15 protein-coding genes are annotated in these 17508 nt (G+C 64.7%); 11 read left to right on the top strand and 4 right to left on the bottom strand.

Translation table 11 applies throughout. The annotated features are described in order from the left end of the window. The first annotated feature begins 4 nt into the window (after window positions 1-4). Complete coding sequence (gene tam / locus AC2CGW_RS20880; RefSeq protein ID WP_186663905.1) at window positions 5-781, top strand: trans-aconitate 2-methyltransferase; 777 nt, start codon at window positions 5-7, stop codon at window positions 779-781. Here tam and AC2CGW_RS20875 read toward each other — a convergent pair. Next, window positions 771-1142: a DUF2784 domain-containing protein gene (locus AC2CGW_RS20875; RefSeq protein WP_186707877.1), complete on the bottom strand. Its 372-nt coding sequence runs from the start codon at window positions 1140-1142 to the stop codon at window positions 771-773. The two genes, tam and AC2CGW_RS20875, sit on opposite strands and share 11 nt — an antisense overlap. A gap of 83 nt (window positions 1143-1225) precedes the next feature. Next, window positions 1226-2095, bottom strand: coding sequence for a LysR substrate-binding domain-containing protein (locus AC2CGW_RS20870; protein WP_186707875.1), 870 nt, complete (start codon window positions 2093-2095; stop codon window positions 1226-1228). Window positions 2096-2336: 241 nt separating this feature from the next. Between AC2CGW_RS20870 and AC2CGW_RS20865 the strand changes: the two genes are divergently transcribed. From AC2CGW_RS20865 to AC2CGW_RS20845, 5 genes are all read left to right on the top strand, one after another. Continuing rightward, window positions 2337-3653 (top strand): MFS transporter, encoded by a 1317-nt coding sequence (locus AC2CGW_RS20865; protein WP_484574526.1) that lies wholly within the window; start codon window positions 2337-2339, stop codon window positions 3651-3653. 14 nt (window positions 3654-3667) lie between these two features. Next, a complete protein-coding gene (locus AC2CGW_RS20860) occupies window positions 3668-5059 on the top strand; it encodes an FAD-dependent oxidoreductase (protein ID WP_484574525.1) in 1392 nt (463 codons plus the stop codon). Between the two features lie 213 nt (window positions 5060-5272). Beyond that, a complete protein-coding gene (locus AC2CGW_RS20855) occupies window positions 5273-5983 on the top strand; it encodes a YebC/PmpR family DNA-binding transcriptional regulator (RefSeq protein WP_023631852.1) in 711 nt (236 codons plus the stop codon). Window positions 5984-6057: 74 nt separating this feature from the next. Beyond that, window positions 6058-7002 (top strand): LysR family transcriptional regulator, encoded by a 945-nt coding sequence (locus AC2CGW_RS20850; protein ID WP_186663914.1) that lies wholly within the window; start codon window positions 6058-6060, stop codon window positions 7000-7002. Between the two features lie 107 nt (window positions 7003-7109). Next, window positions 7110-8522 (top strand): DOPA decarboxylase, encoded by a 1413-nt coding sequence (locus tag AC2CGW_RS20845; RefSeq protein ID WP_484574524.1) that lies wholly within the window; start codon window positions 7110-7112, stop codon window positions 8520-8522. A 33-nt stretch (window positions 8523-8555) separates the two neighbouring features. On the opposite strand, the gene AC2CGW_RS20840 is transcribed toward AC2CGW_RS20845, so the two are convergent. Next, window positions 8556-9926 carry an MFS transporter gene (locus tag AC2CGW_RS20840; RefSeq protein WP_484574523.1) on the bottom strand — a complete coding sequence of 457 codons (1371 nt, stop codon included), beginning with the start codon at window positions 9924-9926 and terminating at the stop codon, window positions 8556-8558. Between the two features lie 279 nt (window positions 9927-10205). Between AC2CGW_RS20840 and quiC the strand changes: the two genes are divergently transcribed. Together quiC and AC2CGW_RS20830 are read left to right on the top strand one after the other, a co-directional pair. After that, window positions 10206-12101, top strand: coding sequence for a 3-dehydroshikimate dehydratase QuiC (quiC, locus tag AC2CGW_RS20835; protein WP_484574522.1), 1896 nt, complete (start codon window positions 10206-10208; stop codon window positions 12099-12101). Between the two features lie 88 nt (window positions 12102-12189). Beyond that, window positions 12190-12858 carry a TetR/AcrR family transcriptional regulator gene (locus AC2CGW_RS20830; protein ID WP_186663922.1) on the top strand — a complete coding sequence of 223 codons (669 nt, stop codon included), beginning with the start codon at window positions 12190-12192 and terminating at the stop codon, window positions 12856-12858. A gap of 15 nt (window positions 12859-12873) precedes the next feature. Here the strand turns inward: AC2CGW_RS20830 and AC2CGW_RS20825 are convergent, their stop codons facing one another. Then, window positions 12874-13881, bottom strand: a complete 1008-nt coding sequence (locus tag AC2CGW_RS20825) for a helix-turn-helix domain-containing protein (protein WP_186720616.1) — start codon at window positions 13879-13881, stop codon at window positions 12874-12876. A 169-nt stretch (window positions 13882-14050) separates the two neighbouring features. On the opposite strand from AC2CGW_RS20825, the gene AC2CGW_RS20820 reads away from it, so the two are divergent. The 3 genes from AC2CGW_RS20820 to AC2CGW_RS20810 all read left to right on the top strand — a co-directional run bounded on the left by AC2CGW_RS20820 (window position 14051) and on the right by AC2CGW_RS20810 (window position 17473). Next, window positions 14051-14263, top strand: coding sequence for a PLDc N-terminal domain-containing protein (locus AC2CGW_RS20820; RefSeq protein ID WP_054891554.1), 213 nt, complete (start codon window positions 14051-14053; stop codon window positions 14261-14263). Window positions 14264-14382: 119 nt separating this feature from the next. Beyond that, entirely contained in the window at window positions 14383-14886 is a 504-nt protein-coding gene (locus tag AC2CGW_RS20815) for a GNAT family N-acetyltransferase (RefSeq protein WP_186663926.1), read from the top strand. Window positions 14887-14992: 106 nt separating this feature from the next. Next, window positions 14993-17473 (top strand): sensor domain-containing protein, encoded by a 2481-nt coding sequence (locus tag AC2CGW_RS20810; protein ID WP_186663928.1) that lies wholly within the window; start codon window positions 14993-14995, stop codon window positions 17471-17473. Window positions 17474-17508: the final 35 nt, after the last annotated feature.

Below are 17508 nucleotides of genomic sequence, written 5' to 3'. Positions count from 1 at the left end.
GCCCATGGCCTGGTCCGCCACCCAGTATTCGCTCTTCGAAAACGAACGCACCCGTGCCGTGCGCGATCTGCTCGCGGCTGTGCCAGCGCGACCGGTACGCCACGCCACGGACCTTGGCTGCGGCCCTGGCAACTCCACCGAGGTCCTGCTGCAACAGCATGGCGACGCCCAGGTGCTGGCCTTGGACAGCGACCAGGACATGATCGACAAGGCGCGCGAGCGACCACGCCTGAAGGTGCCACGGGTGCGTTGCGAGGTAGCCGATATCGCCACCTGGAAGGCTGCCGAACCCCAGGACCTGATCCTCGCCAACGCCTCGTTGCAATGGGTGCCGAATCATCGCGAGCTGTACCCGCACCTGATCCGCCAGCTTTCCGAGGGGGGCAGCCTGGCGGTGCAGACCCCCGACAACCTCGATGAGCCTGCCCACAAGCGCATGCGCGAGATTGCCAGCCAAGGCCCGTGGAAAGACAAGTTCAGCGATTTTTCCTTGCCACCGCGACACAGCGGCGCGTTCTACTACGACCTGCTCAGCCCACTGTGCACACGCGTGGATGTGTGGCGCACCACCTATCACCATGTCCTCGAGGGCGGCGCGAGCGCTGTGGTGGAGTGGTTCAAGGGCTCGGGCCTGCGGCCGTATCTGGCGCGGCTGGACGAGGCCGAGCGCGAAAGCTTCCTGCAACTCTACCTGCAGGCCATGGAGCAGGATTACCCGAAAGCCACCGATGGCAAGGTGCTGCTGCCGTTCCCCCGGTTGTTCGTGATCGCTACCCGCTAGCACGCCTCCCGCGCCAGAGCACATAGCCGTAGATGCCGAGGTTGACCAGCAACACGATCAACCCGAGCAGCACCTGGACCTGTGGCGTCAGCCCGGCCGGGTAGATCAGCGGCCAGACATAGTGCTCGACGAACCCTCCCTGGTAGCCGGCCTGGCCGGCTGCCAGGCGCATGCGGTTTTCCCAGTCAGTCAGAGGGCACTGCAGGTGCAGGCATTCCACCGCCAGGCCCCAGGCCAGGGCCGGCAGATGCAGGAGCAGGGCGCGGCGCCAGCGCAGCACCAGCAGGCCGCCGAACAGCACCAGCAGGATGAAGGCCAGGTGCAGCAGAACCAGAGTGTCGGCGCTGAGGCGGTAGAGCATGGGCGGGGTCCGCTGTGGGGCGAGTCATCAGCATAGGGCAGATCACGGGGGGCCGGCATGGTCGCGGGGTGGCACCGCTGAACTCACAACGCTTCTTGCACCATCTGCAGAAACGTCGCCACCACGCGCCGCGTGCGTTGTTCGCTCAGGCACACCAGCGTCTCGGTCAAGTGGCGTTGGCAATCGACGATGGGGAGTGCGCACACCCGTGAGTCGGCGCCGAACTCCGCCGCCGACACCACGCCCACGCCGATCCCCACCACCACCGCTTCACGCGCCGCTTCGCGTCCCTCGACCTGGATGGCCGGGCGGATGCGCAGGCCCGCGCGCTGCATTTCTTCTTCCAGGGTCTGGCGTGTCACCGAGCCGGGCTCACGCAAGACCAGCGGCGTGTCGTCCAGGTCGGCCAGGCTGATCGAGGCGCGGCTGGCCCAGGGGTGGTCCTGGGAGACGAAGGCCACCATCGGGTCACGCCGCATCGGCACGCAGAACAGCCGCTCGTCATCGACGTCGCGCCCGAGCAGAGCCAGGTCAGCCTGGTAGCTGAACAGGCGCGCCAGCGACTCATCGGTGTTGCCCGTCTCGATCTTGACCTGAATCCCCGGATAGCGCTGACAGAAGCGCGCAACCTGCGGCAGTACGTGCACGGGGGCATCCACTGCCAGCACCAGGCTGCCGGTGTGCAGGGCACGCGAATCCTGCAGCAGCTCCAGTGCTTCGGCCTCACAGGCGAACAGGCGTTGGCTGATGCCCAGCAGGCGCTCGCCCAGGTCGGTGAGCTGCACCGAACGCTTGTTGCGCTGGAACAGCAGCACGCCGAAGCGTTCCTCCAGCTTGCGCACCTGGTCGGACACCGCTGGCTGGGTGAGGAAGAGTTTCTCGGCGGCCCGGGTGAAGCTGCCGTGTTCGGCCACCGCGTGAAAGGCCTTTAGCTGCGCTTGCGAGACGGACATGGAGCACCTCGGAACAGGTTCTTTTAAAAAGCTGGGCTTATGTGTGAAATACGATAAATCGATTTTATTTATCAGTCACCAGCTGTTTCCATGTCGCTCAACCCGGGGCAGCTTCACAAGCCCTTGCACCGGGCCATGGTCCAGCCAGATGACGTCCCTCCGTCATGCAGTGCGCAACACAACAACAAGACAGGCGTTTCTTCACATTCTGCCGGCACACTCAGCAAGAGGTCAGAGTCAAATGAGCCAGTCTTTCGGTGCCATCAAGCGGTGGCGCATGCAGATCTTCGCCATCACCTGGCTGGCCTACGCCGCCTTCTACTTCACCCGCAAAGCCTTCTCGGTCGCCAAGCTTGGCATTGCTGAAGATCCAGGTTTCATGCTCGACAAAGCCGCCATGGCCAACCTCGATGCGATCTACCTGGCGGCCTACGCCGTAGGCCAGTTCACCTGGGGCATGCTCGCCGACCGCTTCGGCCCGCGCGTGGTGGTACTCGGCGGGCTGCTGATCTCGGCCGCAGCAGCGGTGGTGATGGGCAGTTACGCGACCTTCCCGATCTTTGCCACCTGCATGCTGATCCAGGGCCTGGCGCAGTCGACCGGCTGGGCAGGGCTGTGCAAGAACATCGGCAGTTTCTTCCCCGCCTCCCAGCGTGGCCGGGTACTGGGCCTGTGGAGTTCGTGCTACGCCTTTGGCGGCCTGGTGGCCTCGCCCTTTGCCGGGTGGTGGGCGTACACCCTGGTCGGCAGTTGGCACGCAGCGTTTTTCTCCAGTGCCGTGGTGGTGGCGGTGGTGGCGCTGCTGTTCTTCCTCTTTCAGCGCAACAAGCCCGAAGACGTCGGCCTGCCAGCGGTAGAGCCGGAGCCACAGAGCATGGCGCCAGGCGCGAACCTGTGCAGCGTCTGGGCGCCGCTGCGCGAAATCCTGCGCAACCGCACGGTCCTAACGCTCGGGCTGGCCTACTTCATGCTCAAGCCGGCGCGTTACGCGATCCTGCTCTGGGGGCCGGTGATCGTTTTCGAGCAGATGCCTTCGGTGGGCAAGGTTGGCGCAGCGATCATTCCCACGGCCTTCGAGCTGGCCGGGTTGCTTGGGCCGATCCTGATCGGCCTGGCCTCGGACAAGCTGTTCGGTGCACGGCGCATGCCTGCCTGCGTGATCAGTCTGCTGCTGCTGACCGTCACTCTGGCCGGCTTCATGGCGGCCATGCACAGCGGCAGCGTGCTGCTGGTGGTGGCGCTGCTGTTCGTCATGGGCCTGACCCTGTACGGCCCGGACTCGATGATCAGCGGCGCGGCCGCCATCGACTTCGGCACCGCCAAGGCCGGCGCTACCGCAGCCGGGTTCGTCAATGGCTGCGGTTCGGTAGGCGCGGTGCTGGGTGGGCTGCTGCCGGGCTACTTCGACAGCGTCACCGTGTTCATCGTGTTCGCCGGCACTGCGCTGTTCTCCGCCCTGGTGCTGCTGCCGCACTGGAACAGCCGCCCGGTCAGTGCAGACGCGGTACATGACGTGGCACCCAATACCGGCATGGCGATCAAGCCGGTACGTACCTGAAGGAAAGTGAAACGATGAGACCGTTCTGGCTGCAACAGGCCCTGGACCCGCAAAACGAAGCCGTGTGCCCGCCGCTGCAAGGCGATGTGCGCTGTGATGTCTGTATCGTCGGCGGCGGCTACACCGGCTTGTGGACCGCACTGCTGCTCAAGGAGGCGGTGCCGGCGCTGGATGTGCTGTTGATCGAGGCGGATATCTGCGGCGCCGGTGCCAGCGGGCGCAATGGGGGCTGCGCGCTGTCGTGGTCGGCCAAGTACTTCACCTTGGAGCGCTTGTTCGGTGTGGCCGAGGCGGTGCGCCTGGTCCGCGAGTCGGAGCGCAGTATCGCGGCCATCGGCGCGTTCTGCGCCGAACAGCATATCGACTGCGACTACCGCATGGACGGCACCTTGTACACCGCCACCAATGCCGCGCAGGTCGGCAGTACCGATGCGGTGATCGCGGCGCTGCAGCGCCAGGGCATCAACTCGTTCCAGCGTCTGGCGCTGGATGAAGTGCAGCGCCGGGCCGGCTCTGACCGCCACCGGGAAGGCTGGTTCTCGCCAGCGGCCGCCACGGTGCAGCCGGGCAAGCTGGTGCGTGGCCTGCGTCGGGTGGCCTTGCAGCGCGGCGTGCGCATCCACGAAGGCACGGCGATGACCAGTCTTGAGCACGGCACCCCGGTGCAGGTGCGCACCGCCCACGGCACCGTGCGTGCCGACCGGGTGGTGCTGGGCCTCAATGCCTGGATGGCGCGGCAGTTTGCGCAGTTCGAGCGCAGCGTGGCGATCGTCTCCAGCGACATGGTGATCACCGAGCCGTGCCCCGAGTTGTTGCGCCAGACGGGCCTGGAGACCGGGATCAGCGTGCTTGATTCGCGCATCTTCGTGCACTACTACCACAACACCCCCGACGGGCGCCTGATGCTCGGCAAGGGCGGCAACACCTTTGCCTATGGCGGGCGCATGCTGCCGGTCTTCGATCAGCCGTCGCCTTACCGAGCGCTGCTGCAACGAACCTTGGGCGAGTTCTTCCCGGCGTTGGCCGAGGTGCCGCTGGCTGCGAGCTGGAACGGGCCATCGGATCGCTCGGTGACCGGCTTGCCGTTCTTCGGCCGCCTGGACGGGCAGGGCAACGTGTTCTATGGCTTCGGTTATTCCGGCAGCGGCGTAGGGCCTTGTCACATGGGTGGGCAGATCCTTTCGTCGCTGGCCCTGGGAATGGACAACGCCTGGACGCGCTCGCCCCTGGTCAAGGGGCCGCTGGGGCAGTTTCCGCCGGAGCCGATCCGCTACCTGGGGTCGCTGATGGTGCGCGATGCCGTGCGGCGCAAGGAACGCGCCGAAGACCGAGGGCAGCGCCCGCGGCGGCTGGATGTGCGGCTGGCGAAGTTCGCGGCGGCGGCGGGGAAGGCGGACAAGGGTTGAGTCGGTGTGGGCTTTTTCGCGGGCAAGTCGGGTCGCCGCACCGCCGCTCCCACAGGTAGCCACCGCTTGCAGGAGCGGCGGTTCGCCGCTGCGGGTTGCCGGCGAATGGCTGCCACGCGATTTCTTGTCGATCCCACCCGCCAGGGCGTATAAACTCTCCCCACTTTTGGCCGGTCGCTTCCTGAACCGGCCGCTGAGACAAAGAGAGTCGAAATGGGCGCACAGTGGAAAGCCAAGCATAGAGAAACCGCCGCCAACGCCAAGGGCAAGATCATGGGCAAGTTGGCCAAGGAGATTCAGATCGCTGCCAAGTCTGGCGCCGACCCGGACATGAACCCGCGCCTGCGCTTGGCCATCGTCCAGGCCAAGAAAGCGTCGATGACCCGCGAAACCCTCGAGCGTGCGATCAAGAAAGGCGCTGGCCTGGATGGCGAGGCTGTGCAGTACCATGCCGTCAGCTACGAGGGCTTTGCGCCTCACCAGGTGCCGCTGATCGTCGAATGCCTGACCGACAACGTGAACCGTACCGTCGCCCAGATCCGGGTGTTGTTCCGCAAGGGCCAGCTTGGCGCAAGCGGCTCGGTGGCCTGGGACTTCAACCATGTCGGCCTGATCGAGGCCACCCCGGAAGGTGATGCCGACCCGGAAATGGCCGCCATCGAAGCCGGCGCCCAGGATTTCGAAGACGGCGAGGAAGAGGGCTCGACCCTGTTCATCACCGACACCACCGACCTGGACGCGGTGCAGAAGGCCCTGCCCGAGCATGGTTTCACCGTCACCTCGGCGAAAATCGGCTACACCCCGAAAAACCCAGTGAGCGCCGCCAGCCTGAGTGCTGAAGCCCTGGCCGAGGTCGAAGCCTTTCTCGAGGCGATCGACGAGAACGAAGACGTGCAGAACGTCTATGTCGGTCTGACGGACTGACTTCCTGCCGGGCTGCCTCGCGGCCCGATGGGCCCCTTCATGGGGCCCTCCACTTCACCCGCGCAGGTCACCCCATGACCCCCACTTTCGCCTCACTGAGCCTGGCCCACCTGCGCACCCTCGATTGCCTCTTGCAATTGAAGAATCTCAGCCACGCCGCCGAGCGCCTGGGTTGCAGCCAGTCGGCCTTGAGCCGTCAGCTTGCCCATCTGCGCGATGCCTTCGGCGACCCGCTGCTGGTCCGCCAGGGCCGCGGCTATGTGCTCAGCGAACATGCCGAAACCTTGGTCGAACCCTTGCGCCAGGTGCTCGATGAGCTCAGCGCCCTGCGCCAGCCTGCCGCCTTCGACCCGGCACGTTGCGAGCGGCGTTTCTGCATCGCCGCCTCCGACTATGTGGCCGAGCACATCCTTCCGGACCTGGTGACGGCACTGGAGCATGAGGCGCCTGGAGTGTCCCTCGAGTACCGCACCTGGCAGGCTGGCCAATACGCGTCGCTGGCCAGTGGTGAGGTCGATCTGGCTACCACGCTGTTCGATGAGTCCCCGCCGAACCTGCATGGCCGGCTGCTCGGTGAAGACCGGGCCGTGTGCCTGATGGCGGGCGAGCATCCGCTGACTGCCTGTGCCACGATCAGCCAGGACGACTACCTTGCCTATCGCCATGTGCGGGTTTCCGGCGGCGGCGACAAGGACAGCTTCATCGACCGTCACCTGCGTGCCCAGGGGCTGCAGCGGCGCATGCAGCTCCAGGTGCCGTTCTTCAGTGCCATGGTGCGGGTGATCGGCAATGGCCAGGCGTTGGCCACGGTGCCGGAGCATATCGCCCGCCAGCTTTGCCGTTTGCATGGCCTGGCCTGGCGGCCGCTGGGTTTCATCGAGCACAGTCAGCGCTACTGGGTGGTCTGGCATCAGCGCTTGCAGGCCTCGGCCGAGCACCGCTGGTTGCGTAACCGGGTATTCGAGCTGTGGCGCCAGTCGTCGTTCGGCGTGCAGGGCGCAGATGCGCGGTTGCGATAGCAGCTATGCGCGAAACGGGGTTATTGCGCGGGGACGGGTTGCCTAGACTGGGCTGATTGCGGGGTGTCGGTGCTGACACCTCATCCCTTCGCCCAGGAGCCCGCCCAGTGACCCCCGAACAATTCCGCCAGTACGGCCACCAGCTCATCGACCTGATCGCCGACTACCGCCAGACCGTCGGCGAGCGCCCGGTGATGGCCCAGGTCGAGCCCGGCTACCTCAAGGCCGCGCTGCCCGAGGCTGCGCCGCAGCAGGGCGAGCCGTTCGCCGCCATCCTCGATGATGTCTCCAGGCTGGTGATGCCCGGCCTGTCGCACTGGCAGCATCCGGACTTCTACGGCTACTTCCCCTCCAACGGCACGCTGTCGTCGGTGCTCGGCGACTTCCTCAGCACAGGGCTTGGCGTGCTCGGCCTGTCCTGGCAGTCCAGCCCGGCCCTGAGCGAGCTGGAGGAAACCACCCTCGACTGGCTGCGCCAACTGCTGGGGCTGTCGGCGCAGTGGAGCGGGGTGATCCAGGACACGGCCTCCACCAGCACCCTGGTCGCGCTGATCAGCGCACGTGAGCGCAGCACCGACTATGCCCTGGCTCGCGGCGGCCTGCAGGCCCAGGACAAGCCGCTGATCGTCTACGTCAGTGCCCATGCCCACAGCTCGGTGGACAAAGCTGCGCTGCTGGCCGGGTTTGGTCGCGACAACATTCGCCAGATCCCCACCGACGAGCGCTTCGCCATGATTCCCGAAGCGCTGCAGGCGGCCATCGAGCAGGACCTGGCGGCAGGCAACCAGCCCTGTGCGGTGGTCGCTACTACCGGCACCACCGCTACCACGGCGCTGGACCCGTTGCGCCCGGTCGGTGAGATCGCCCAGGCGGCGGGGTTGTGGCTGCATGTCGATTCGGCGATGGCAGGCTCGGCGATGATCCTCCCGGAATGTCGCTGGATGTGGGACGGTATCGAGCTGGCTGACTCGGTGGTAGTCAATGCGCACAAGTGGCTGGGCGTGGCCTTCGACTGTTCGATCTATTACGTGCGCGACCCGCAGCACCTGATCCGGGTGATGAGTACCAACCCCAGCTACCTGCAGTCGTCGGTGGATGGCGAGGTGAAGAACCTGCGCGACTGGGGCATACCGCTGGGGCGGCGGTTCCGTGCGCTGAAACTGTGGTTCATGCTGCGCAGCGAAGGGGTCGAGGCCTTGCAGCAGCGCCTGCGCCGAGACCTGGAAAATGCCCGCTGGCTGGCCGAGCAGGTCGAGGCTGCGCCGGGCTGGAAACTGCTGGCGCCGGTGCAGTTGCAGACCCTGTGCATTCGGCATGAACCCGAGGGGCTGGAGGGTGAGGCGCTGGATGATCACACCCGTGGCTGGGCAGATCTGCTCAATGCTTCCGGCGACGCCTACGTGACCCCGGCAACCCTGCAAGGCCGCTGGATGGTTCGGGTGTCGGTCGGCGCGCTGCCGACCGAACGGGCGGATGTGGAGCGGCTGTGGGGGAATCTGCAGGCGGTGGTCAAGGCTTGAGATTGTCGGGGCCGCTGCGCGGCCCCGACTGCCTTACTGGCTCACCACCTCGAAGCTGCTTTTGCGGCTGGCTTCATAGGCGTCCTTTTCCAGCGGTTTGGCCTGCGGGTTACCCAGGTCTTCCATGGCCAGCCGGTAGGTTTCAGGCGCCACATAGGCTGCCAGTGCGCACACGCAGGTGATGGCGAAGGCCAGGGCACCGACCACCAACCAGATATGCTCTGAGCCAGGTGGGGCGACGGCCGCGAACAGCGCCGGCAGCATCGCAGTGAGCATGGTGCCGATGTTCTGTGCGATGGCCATGGCCGACACCCGGTAGCGGGTCTGGAACAGCTCCGGGTAGAAGCTTGGGAACACGGCGTTGTAGCCCTGGTAGACCATGCCCCACATCAGGATCGAGCCGACGAAGGCAAGTGGCACGTTCTGGATGCTGATCGCATACAGGTAGACGAACGCCAGCAGACCCGATCCCAGACACCCGGCAATCATGGTCGGACGTCGGCCGATGCGGTCCGACAGGTTGCCCACGAACGGAATCACCAGCACCGCGACGACATTGCCCACCACCGGGATCCACAGGTACACGCTCTTGTCGAAGCCGATGCCGTAGGCCGGCTGTACCGCATAGGCCGCGCCGAAGATGGTGGCGACCACCGGGATCACGTTCATCAGTGCCATGAACATCACCAGCACCATGTGTTTCCAGCTGTGGCGGAACGCTTCGCCGATCGGCGACTTGGCCACCTTGTCCTGTTTTTCTTCCTGAACGAATGCCGGGGTTTCATGCACCTCCTTGCGGATGATGAAGCCTGCGATCAGCACCACCGCGCTCATCAGGAACGGAATACGCCAGCCCCATTCGTTGAACGCTTCGCTGGGCATGAAGTAGGCCAGTGGCAGGAACACCGCGGCGGCCATCACCTGGCCGGCCTGCACGCCTTGCAGTGTGTAGCTGGCGTAGTAGCCGCGACGCCCGAAGGGCGCGTGCTCCATGATCATGGAACTGGCGCCGGAGATCTCTCCGGCCACGGCGAAGCCTTGGACCAGGCGCAGGACCACCAGCAAGGCAGGGGCGAGGAGGCCGATGTCGTGGTAGGTGGGCAGCAGGCCTACCGCCATGGTCGAGATGCCCATCAGGAACATGCACAGCAGCAGCACGTTCTTGCGTCCTCGCGTGTCGCCCCAATGGCCGAGCACGAAGGCGCCGACCGGACGGGCCAGGTAGCCGACGCCATAGGTGGCCAGGGAGGCGATGATGGCCATCTTCGGGTCGCTGGACGGGAAGAAGATCTGCGGGAAGATCAGCGCTGCCGCCTGGGCATAGATGAAGAAGTCGTAGTACTCGAGGGCCGAGCCGATCCACCCGCTGGCGGTGGCTTTCTTGGCCTGTGAAGAGTGGGCCATGGTGTCTCCGTTGTTCTTGTTGGTTGTCGGATGGCGGTCGCACTCGGGCAGGCATGAGCCCGGATGGCGGCGACTGAATCCATGGTCGTCCAGGGTTCTGCGCTGAATCAATTCGTCTTGCTGGCTTCTGTTCGGTTATCGAACACAAACTAACCATTTCGTACAAAGTGCATTGCCGCCACGACTTTACCTGCGAATAATCGATCCTGCCATCGTCGAGAACAAGCAGGTTCACAGGTCAGACGAACCTGCCCCTGTACAAACAACAAGGAACTCCACATGCAGCGTTCGATCGCCACCGTCTCACTCAGCGGTACCCTGCCCGAAAAGCTCGAGGCCATCGCCGCCGCAGGCTTTGATGGCGTCGAGATCTTCGAGAACGACCTGCTCCATTACGCCGGCGCCCCGCGTGAGATTCGTCAGCGGTGTGCGGACCTGGGGCTGGCCATCACGTTGTTCCAGCCGTTTCGCGACTTCGAGGGCTGCCGCCGTGATCGTCTGCACAAGAACCTCGATCGCGCGGCGCGCAAGTTCGACCTGATGCAAGAGCTGGGCACCGACCTGGTGCTGGTGTGCAGCAATGTGCAGCCCGATGCGCTGGGCGATGAGCAACTGCTGGTCGATGACCTGCGCCTGTTGGCCAAGCATGCCGGTGACCGAGGCCTGCGCATCGGTTACGAAGCGTTGGCCTGGGGGCGTCACGTTAACACTTGGCAGCAGGTGTGGCACCTGGTGCGTGAGGCTGATCATCCGGCGCTGGGGGTGATTCTCGACAGCTTCCACACGCTTTCGCTCAAAGGGGATCCCCGTGGGATCCGCGATATTCCCGGCGAGAAGATTTTCTTCGTGCAGATGGCCGATGCGCCGATCCTGGCCATGGATGTGCTGGAGTGGAGCCGGCATTTTCGCTGCTTCCCCGGCCAGGGTGAGATGGACCTCGCAGGTTTCCTGGCGCCGATCATCGCCAGTGGGTATCGCGGCCCACTGTCGCTGGAAGTCTTCAACGATGGTTTTCGCGCCGCGCCTTCGCGTCAGAACGCCGCCGATGGCCTGCGCTCGTTGCTGTACCTGGAGGAAAAGGCCCGTCTGCGCCTGGCCGAGCAGTCGGTCGCGGTGGAACCCGGCGTGCTGTTCACACCGCCTGCGGCGAGCCGCTATGACGGGGTGGAGTTCGTCGAGTTCGCCGTGGATGACGCGGTCGGTGCGCGGCTGGGTGGGTGGTTGAAGCGCCTGGGGTTCGCCGAGGCTGGGCGGCACCGCAGCAAGGCAGTCAGGCTGCTGCGCCAGGGAGAGATCAATATCGTGCTCAACGCCGAACCCTATTCCTTTGCCCACAACTTCTTCGAGGCCCATGGTCCATCGCTGTGCGCTGCAGCCTTGCGTGTGGATGACGCCCAGGCCGCGCTGCAACGAGCCGTGGCCTATCGCGGTCAGCCATTCCGTGGTCTGGTCGGCCCCAACGAGCGGGAAGTCCCGGCGGTGCGCGCGCCGGATGGCAGCCTGATCTACCTGGTGGAGCGGGCCGGGGCAGGGCAGAGCATCTACGACAGCGACTTCTGCCTTGATCCGTCGGCTTCTACCGATGGCGGGCTGCAGCGCATCGACCACATGGCCTTGGCCTTGCCGGCCGAGGGGCTGGACAGTTGGGTGCTGTTCTACAAGAGCCTGTTCGACTTCACCGCCGACGACGAAGTGGTGCTGCCAGACCCTTATGGCCTGGTCAAGAGCCGCGCCCTGCGCAGCCCGTGCGCAACGTTGCGCCTGCCGCTGAACATCTCCGAGAACCGCAACACCGCCATCGCCCACGCCCTGTCGAGCTACCGTGGTTCAGGCGTGCACCATATCGCCTTCGACTGTGCCGACATCTTTGCCGAGGTCACGCGGGCCAAGGAGGCTGGCGTGCCGTTGCTGGAGATCCCGTTGAACTACTACGACGATCTGGCGGCACGCTTCGAGTTCGACGATGAGTTCCTCAGCGAGCTTGCGTACTACAACGTGCTGTACGACCGCGATGCGCAGGGCGGCGAGTTGTTTCATGTGTACACCGAGCCGTTCGAGGGGCGTTTCTTCTTCGAGATCCTCCAGCGCAAGGGGGACTACGCGGGGTATGGCGCGGCGAACGTGGCCGTGCGCCTGGCGGCGATGGCCAAGCTGCGCGCGAGCCCGGGCAGCTAGCACGTTCCACATCCACCCTTGCGCTTCCCTGCACCGCCCGGCTCACGGATAATCCCCGCACATTACAAACAACAGCCTGTGAGTCGGTATGAGTGATCCGCAAGTCAGCCTCGGTCAGTCCGAGGCCGGGGCGCGCAAGTCGCGCAAGAACAACCCGGAGAAAACCCGCGAGGACATCCTCCAGGCTGCGATCCACGAATTCGTCCAGCAAGGCCTGGCTGGCGCGCGGGTCGATGCGATCGCCGAACGCACCGCCACCTCCAAGCGCATGATCTACTACTACTTCGGCAGCAAGGAACAGCTGTACCTGGAATGCCTGGTCAAGCTCTATGGCGACATCCGCAAGACCGAGCACAGCCTGGACCTGGAGTCGTTGCCGGTCGAGCAGGCGATCCGCCGGCTGGTGGAGTTCACTTTCGATCACCACGACCACAATGTCGACTTCGTACGCATCGTCTGTACCGAAAACATCCATTACGGTGAGTTCGTCAAGCAGGCGCCGGTGATCCGCGAAATGAGCAGCCTGGTGCTCGAGTCACTGGCGCGCACCCTGCAGCGCGGGGTCGAGGAAGGCATGTTCCGTGCGGGCATCGAGGTCATCGACCTGCATATGCTGATGAGTTCGTTCTGCTTCTATCGGGTCTCGAACCGGCACACCTTCGGCGAAATCTTCCAGATCGACCTGGCGGACGAGGCGATCAAGCTGCGGCACAAGCAGATGATCTGCGAGGCCGTGCTCAGCTACATCCGCGCCTGATCGCCAGGCGCCGCATCACTCGCCGAGCCGCTGCTCGCGTGAGGGCGGGTAGCCGAAATACGCTGCGTAGCACTTGCTGAAGTGCGACACCGAAACGAACCCGCAAGCCACCGCCACTTCCATTACCGACAGGTCCGAGTACTGCAGCAGCCGCCGGCTCTTGGTGATGCGCAGCTCCATGTAGTAGCGCCGCGGCGAGGTGCCGAGCTGGGCCTGGAACAAGCGGTCGATCTGCCGACGCGAGCGGCCGCTGTAGGCGGCCAGCTGATCGAGGCTGAGGGTCTCCTCCAGGTTGTTTTCCATCAGCTCGACAATGGTGCGCAGTTGCAGGCTCATGGACTTCTTCGCCCCGGGCCCGACCTGGCGATAACGGGCACCTGAGAACGACAGGATCTCTTCGACACCTTCGGCCAAGGCATCGCCATACAGCCGGCGTACCAGGCCCAGCATCAGTTCCATGGCGCCATTGGGGCTGGCGGCGGTCAGGCGATCTCGATCGAGGGTGAAGCTGGCCGGCGTGATGCGCGTCTGCGGGCTGCGTTCGGCGAGGCTGGCGCGCTGTTCGGGGTGGATGCTGCAACCGTAGTCGCCGAGCACCCCGGCGCGGCCGAGGAACCATGCACCGCTCCACAAGCCCCCCAGGGCCATGCCGTGGGCCGCGCAGTCGCCCAGCAGGCGGTCGAGTTCGGGATATTTGAGCGGGGTGCGCAGGCCGGCGCAGATGACCAGGAGGTCGGGCTCCTTGAGCTTGCGCGGGTCCAGCTCGCTGGCCACCAGTTCCAGGCCCAGGTCACTGAGCACCCGGTCACCTTCGAGTGACAGCGGAGTGAAGCGGAAACTCTCGGCTCGCAGCAGGTTGGCGGTGACCAGCACGTCCATCGCCACGGTGAAACTGGCCATGGAAAAATGCTCGAGCAGAACGAAGTCGACGCGGTACGGCACCTGTTCGTCGCTGGCGCCGGATTTGAGCCGCAACATGTTACTGGTGCTAGTCTTCTTGCTGAACTGGCGAGGCGTGGGCACAGCGGACTCCGTTTCCTTCGAGGGCGCAGGAAGTGTGCTGGGAGTTGCGGGGAAAGACAATCACTGGCCGGATAATGCCGCGAGCCCTGGCACTGGCGGTAGGCGGATTGGAATGAACCCTTGGCGCCTGGCGTGAACAAATGCAGTACATGCTCACAGGAGAACGCTCATGGAAATCGGAACGGTCTGGATCCTCGTCGCAGTGCTGGTGATTCTTCTGCAGATCTGGGCGATATGGCACATCATCGGCAGCGAGCGCCGTGCCGAGCGCAAGATGTTGTGGGTCGTGTTCGTGGTTTGGGCGCCGTTCCCCGGCCTGTTGTTCTGGGCTTGGCGCGGGCCGCGGGCAGTGAAGGGCAGGGCCGTGCTGGAAGAGAAATGAGCCTTGCCTGGCGCCTGTCGCAAGGACAGGCGCCACGGACTTGGATCGAGGTGCCGATCCCTGGAAAAACCTGTCTGGGCGGGTAGAATTGGCGCTCCTGCCTTCAGCGAGTCCGCCCCATGTCAGCGCCGACACTCGAGCTGTTCCCAACCGGCGCTGAACACGCCGACGTCATCCGCAATCTGTACCAGTTCTATGCCTACGAGTCCTCCGACTGGGAGCAGGAGGACGTCGAGGCGGACGGGCGTTTCTACCTGCATGAGGCGCATATGGCCCGCTACTGGCAATCGCCCGAGTGGTGCGCCAGCCTGGTGCTGGTCGACGGTTTCATCGCCGGTTTTGTGCTGGTCGAGCGCAGCGAGCTGCCAGGCGTCGAGGCCCTGGAACTGGCCGACCTGTTCATCCTCAAGCGCTACCGTCGCCAGGGCATCGGCCGGGCGGTAGCGTCCCAGGTGCTTTGCAGTGGCGCCCACGACTGGCTGCTGCGCTGCTTTCGGCAGGATGAAGTATCCATGGCTTTTTGCACGCGCATCGTTGCCGAGTTGCCGCGCGCCGTGCAGGTGATCGCGCTGGAAGATGATCCGCAACTGCATTCCTGGCGCGTCATGGCGGTGCGCCACTGAAGTGCCGCACGCGCGAATTTTTGTGAACCACTTCACAAAATCCTGTCGCTCAGCGGCATAATGCCAGTATCTTGAAAAACGGCCCCGCAGGTTCAGGAAGAATGCCATGTCGCTAGTCGCGAGCCCCGACGTCATGTACCGGTTGTTGATCCAGAGTGTGGTGGACTATGCCATCTACCTGCTGACCCCGGAGGGGATTGTCGCCAACTGGAACCCGGGGGCGCAGCGCGCCAAGGGCTATGAGGCCAGCGAGATCGTCGGGCAGCACTACTCGCTGTTCTACAGCGAGGCGGACCGCGCTGCCGGACTGCCGCAAGCCAACCTCGAGCAGGCGCGCCGCAGCGGTCGTTTCGAGGAGCATGGCTGGCGTCTGCGCAAGGATGGCAGCCTGCTGCGCGCCCATGTGGTGATCGAGGCGGTGCATGACGACGACGGGCAACTGGTAGGATTCGCCAAGATCACCCGTGACTGCACTGAGCAGTACCATGCACAGATGGCCCAACGCGAGCAGGAGCGACATTTCCGCCTGCTGGTGCAGGGCGTGCGTGACTATGCCATCTACATGCTCGACAGCGCCGGTCATGTGATCAACTGGAACGCCGGTGCCGAGCGAGCCAAGGGCTACAGGGCCGATGAGATCGTCGGCCAGCATTTCTCGGTGTTCTACACCCACGAAGACCGCGTCCGCGGCCTGCCCGAGCATGGGCTGGAGACGGCACGGCGGGAAGGGCGCTTCCAGGCCGAAGGTGTCCGTCAGCGCAAGGACGGCTCGCATTTCTGGACCAGCGTGGTGATCGAGGCCATCCATGACGAGGACAGCGGCCAACTGATCGGTTTCGCCAAGGTGACCCGTGACATCTCCGAGCGTCGCCGCTACGAGCTGGAGCTTCTGCAGGCCAAGGAACTGGCCGAGCAGTACAGCCAGGAGATGAGCACCCTGTCGCAGTTTCTCGATTCGGTGATCGCCAATATTCCGGCCTGTGTCATCGTCCAGGACCTGGCCAGCCAGCGCATCCTGTTGGCCAACCAGCAGGCTGAGCGTTTGTTTGGTGGCCAGGGGGCGAGCCTGATCGGTACGCTGCCCGCCGAGTGCGTGGTGCCGGCTGCCGCCGAGTTTCTCGAGCAGCAGTTGGCGCGCGGTGCACGCAGTGCCAAGGGCTACGCCGCTGAAACCCGTGTCGAAACCCTCGCAGGTGCCCGCACCTTGCGCAGCCGCGCGCTGCTCAGCCAGAACCGCGACAACCAGGCCGATTACGTACTGTTCATCGCCGAGGACGCCACTGAGGAGCTGGCAGCCCACGCGCAGATCCACCACATGGCCCATCACGATGCACTGACCGGCCTGCCCAATCGCACGCTGTTCCACGAGCGTCTCAAGCAGGCGCTGGCGCGCGGCGAGGACAGTGGCAAGCTGACCGCCACCTTGTGCCTGGACCTGGACAACTTCAAGAACATCAACGACTCCCTCGGCCATGCCTTCGGCGATAAACTGCTGCGTGCCCTGGGCAAGCGCCTGCGTCGAGAGCTGCGCGAGCACGACACCCTGGCCCGGCTAGGCGGCGATGAGTTCGCCGTGGTTCTAGCCGGGCTGGACAACCGCGAGGCGGCCTGCAATACCGCCCGGCGCCTGATCGATGCGATCTGCCCGCCATTCCAGATCGAAGGGCACCAGTTCACTGTCGGCGTAAGCATCGGCATTGCCTTTGCGCCTGAGGACCAGGACAACGCCGAGCTGCTGCTGGGTTACGCCGACATGGCCCTGTACGAAGCCAAGCGCAATGGCCGCAACCGCTACGAATGCTTCCATGTCGAACTTGACGTTGCCGCACGCCAGCGCCGCCTGGTGGAGACCGACCTGCGCACGGCCCTGCACCTGGGGCAACTGCAATTGCACTACCAGCCGGTGGTGGACCAGCAGAGCAACAGCGTCACCGGCTACGAGGCGCTGCTGCGCTGGGAGCACCCCAGCCGCGGCATGATCATGCCCATGGACTTCATCCCCATCGCCGAGGAAACCGGGCTGATCCACGAGATTGGTGCGCGCGTGCTGAACCTCGCCTGCCAGGAGGCGGCAACCTGGGAAGGGCAGGAGGTGGTGTCGGTCAACCTGTCGCCGGTGCAGTTCAAGAATACCGGGCTGGTGCATACCGTTTCCCTGGCACTGTCGGACTCAGGGCTTGACCCGCAGCGCCTGGAGCTGGAGATCACCGAGTCGGTGCTGCTGGGCAACAGCGAGGAGAACGTGCGCATCCTGCGGGAGCTGAAAGACCTGGGCGTGTCGATCTCGCTGGATGATTTCGGCACAGGTTATTCGTCACTGGGTTACCTGCGCTCGTTCCCGTTCGACCGGATCAAGATCGACAAGTCTTTCGTCCACGACATGTGCGACAGCCGCGAGGCGATGTCGATCATCCGCGCGATTACCGAGCTGTCCAACAGCCTGATGATCAAGACCACGGCCGAGGGCGTGGAGTCGGTCGAGCAGATGGAGCGTCTGGCCGCAGAAGGGTGTTCGCACTTCCAGGGCTACTTCTATGGACGACCGGCACCGGCCAGCGAGCGCTTGAAGCAGATTGTCAGGGATTGACGGGCTGGCAAAAACACTTGCCACCCGACGCCCCA

It is taken from the genome of Pseudomonas sp. SYWMCR5 (genome assembly GCF_057197165.1).
Note: the sequence above shows the minus strand (reverse complement) of the source record. Positions and strands in the feature narration are given on the sequence as shown.

Coding starts and splice junctions, on each gene's coding strand:
- AC2CGW_RS20875 (WP_186707877.1), bottom strand. CDS start 1,142: ATGCTCTACCGCCTCAGCGCCGACACTCTGGTTCTGCTGCACCTGGCC.
- AC2CGW_RS20855 (WP_023631852.1), top strand. CDS start 5,273: ATGGGCGCACAGTGGAAAGCCAAGCATAGAGAAACCGCCGCCAACGCC.
- AC2CGW_RS20870 (WP_186707875.1), bottom strand. CDS start 2,095: ATGTCCGTCTCGCAAGCGCAGCTAAAGGCCTTTCACGCGGTGGCCGAA.
- AC2CGW_RS20840 (WP_484574523.1), bottom strand. CDS start 9,926: ATGGCCCACTCTTCACAGGCCAAGAAAGCCACCGCCAGCGGGTGGATC.
- AC2CGW_RS20860 (WP_484574525.1), top strand. CDS start 3,668: ATGAGACCGTTCTGGCTGCAACAGGCCCTGGACCCGCAAAACGAAGCC.
- tam (WP_186663905.1), top strand. CDS start 5: ATGGCCTGGTCCGCCACCCAGTATTCGCTCTTCGAAAACGAACGCACC.
- quiC (WP_484574522.1), top strand. CDS start 10,206: ATGCAGCGTTCGATCGCCACCGTCTCACTCAGCGGTACCCTGCCCGAA.
- AC2CGW_RS20850 (WP_186663914.1), top strand. CDS start 6,058: ATGACCCCCACTTTCGCCTCACTGAGCCTGGCCCACCTGCGCACCCTC.
- AC2CGW_RS20810 (WP_186663928.1), top strand. CDS start 14,993: ATGTCGCTAGTCGCGAGCCCCGACGTCATGTACCGGTTGTTGATCCAG.
- AC2CGW_RS20830 (WP_186663922.1), top strand. CDS start 12,190: ATGAGTGATCCGCAAGTCAGCCTCGGTCAGTCCGAGGCCGGGGCGCGC.
- AC2CGW_RS20865 (WP_484574526.1), top strand. CDS start 2,337: ATGAGCCAGTCTTTCGGTGCCATCAAGCGGTGGCGCATGCAGATCTTC.
- AC2CGW_RS20820 (WP_054891554.1), top strand. CDS start 14,051: ATGGAAATCGGAACGGTCTGGATCCTCGTCGCAGTGCTGGTGATTCTT.
- AC2CGW_RS20815 (WP_186663926.1), top strand. CDS start 14,383: ATGTCAGCGCCGACACTCGAGCTGTTCCCAACCGGCGCTGAACACGCC.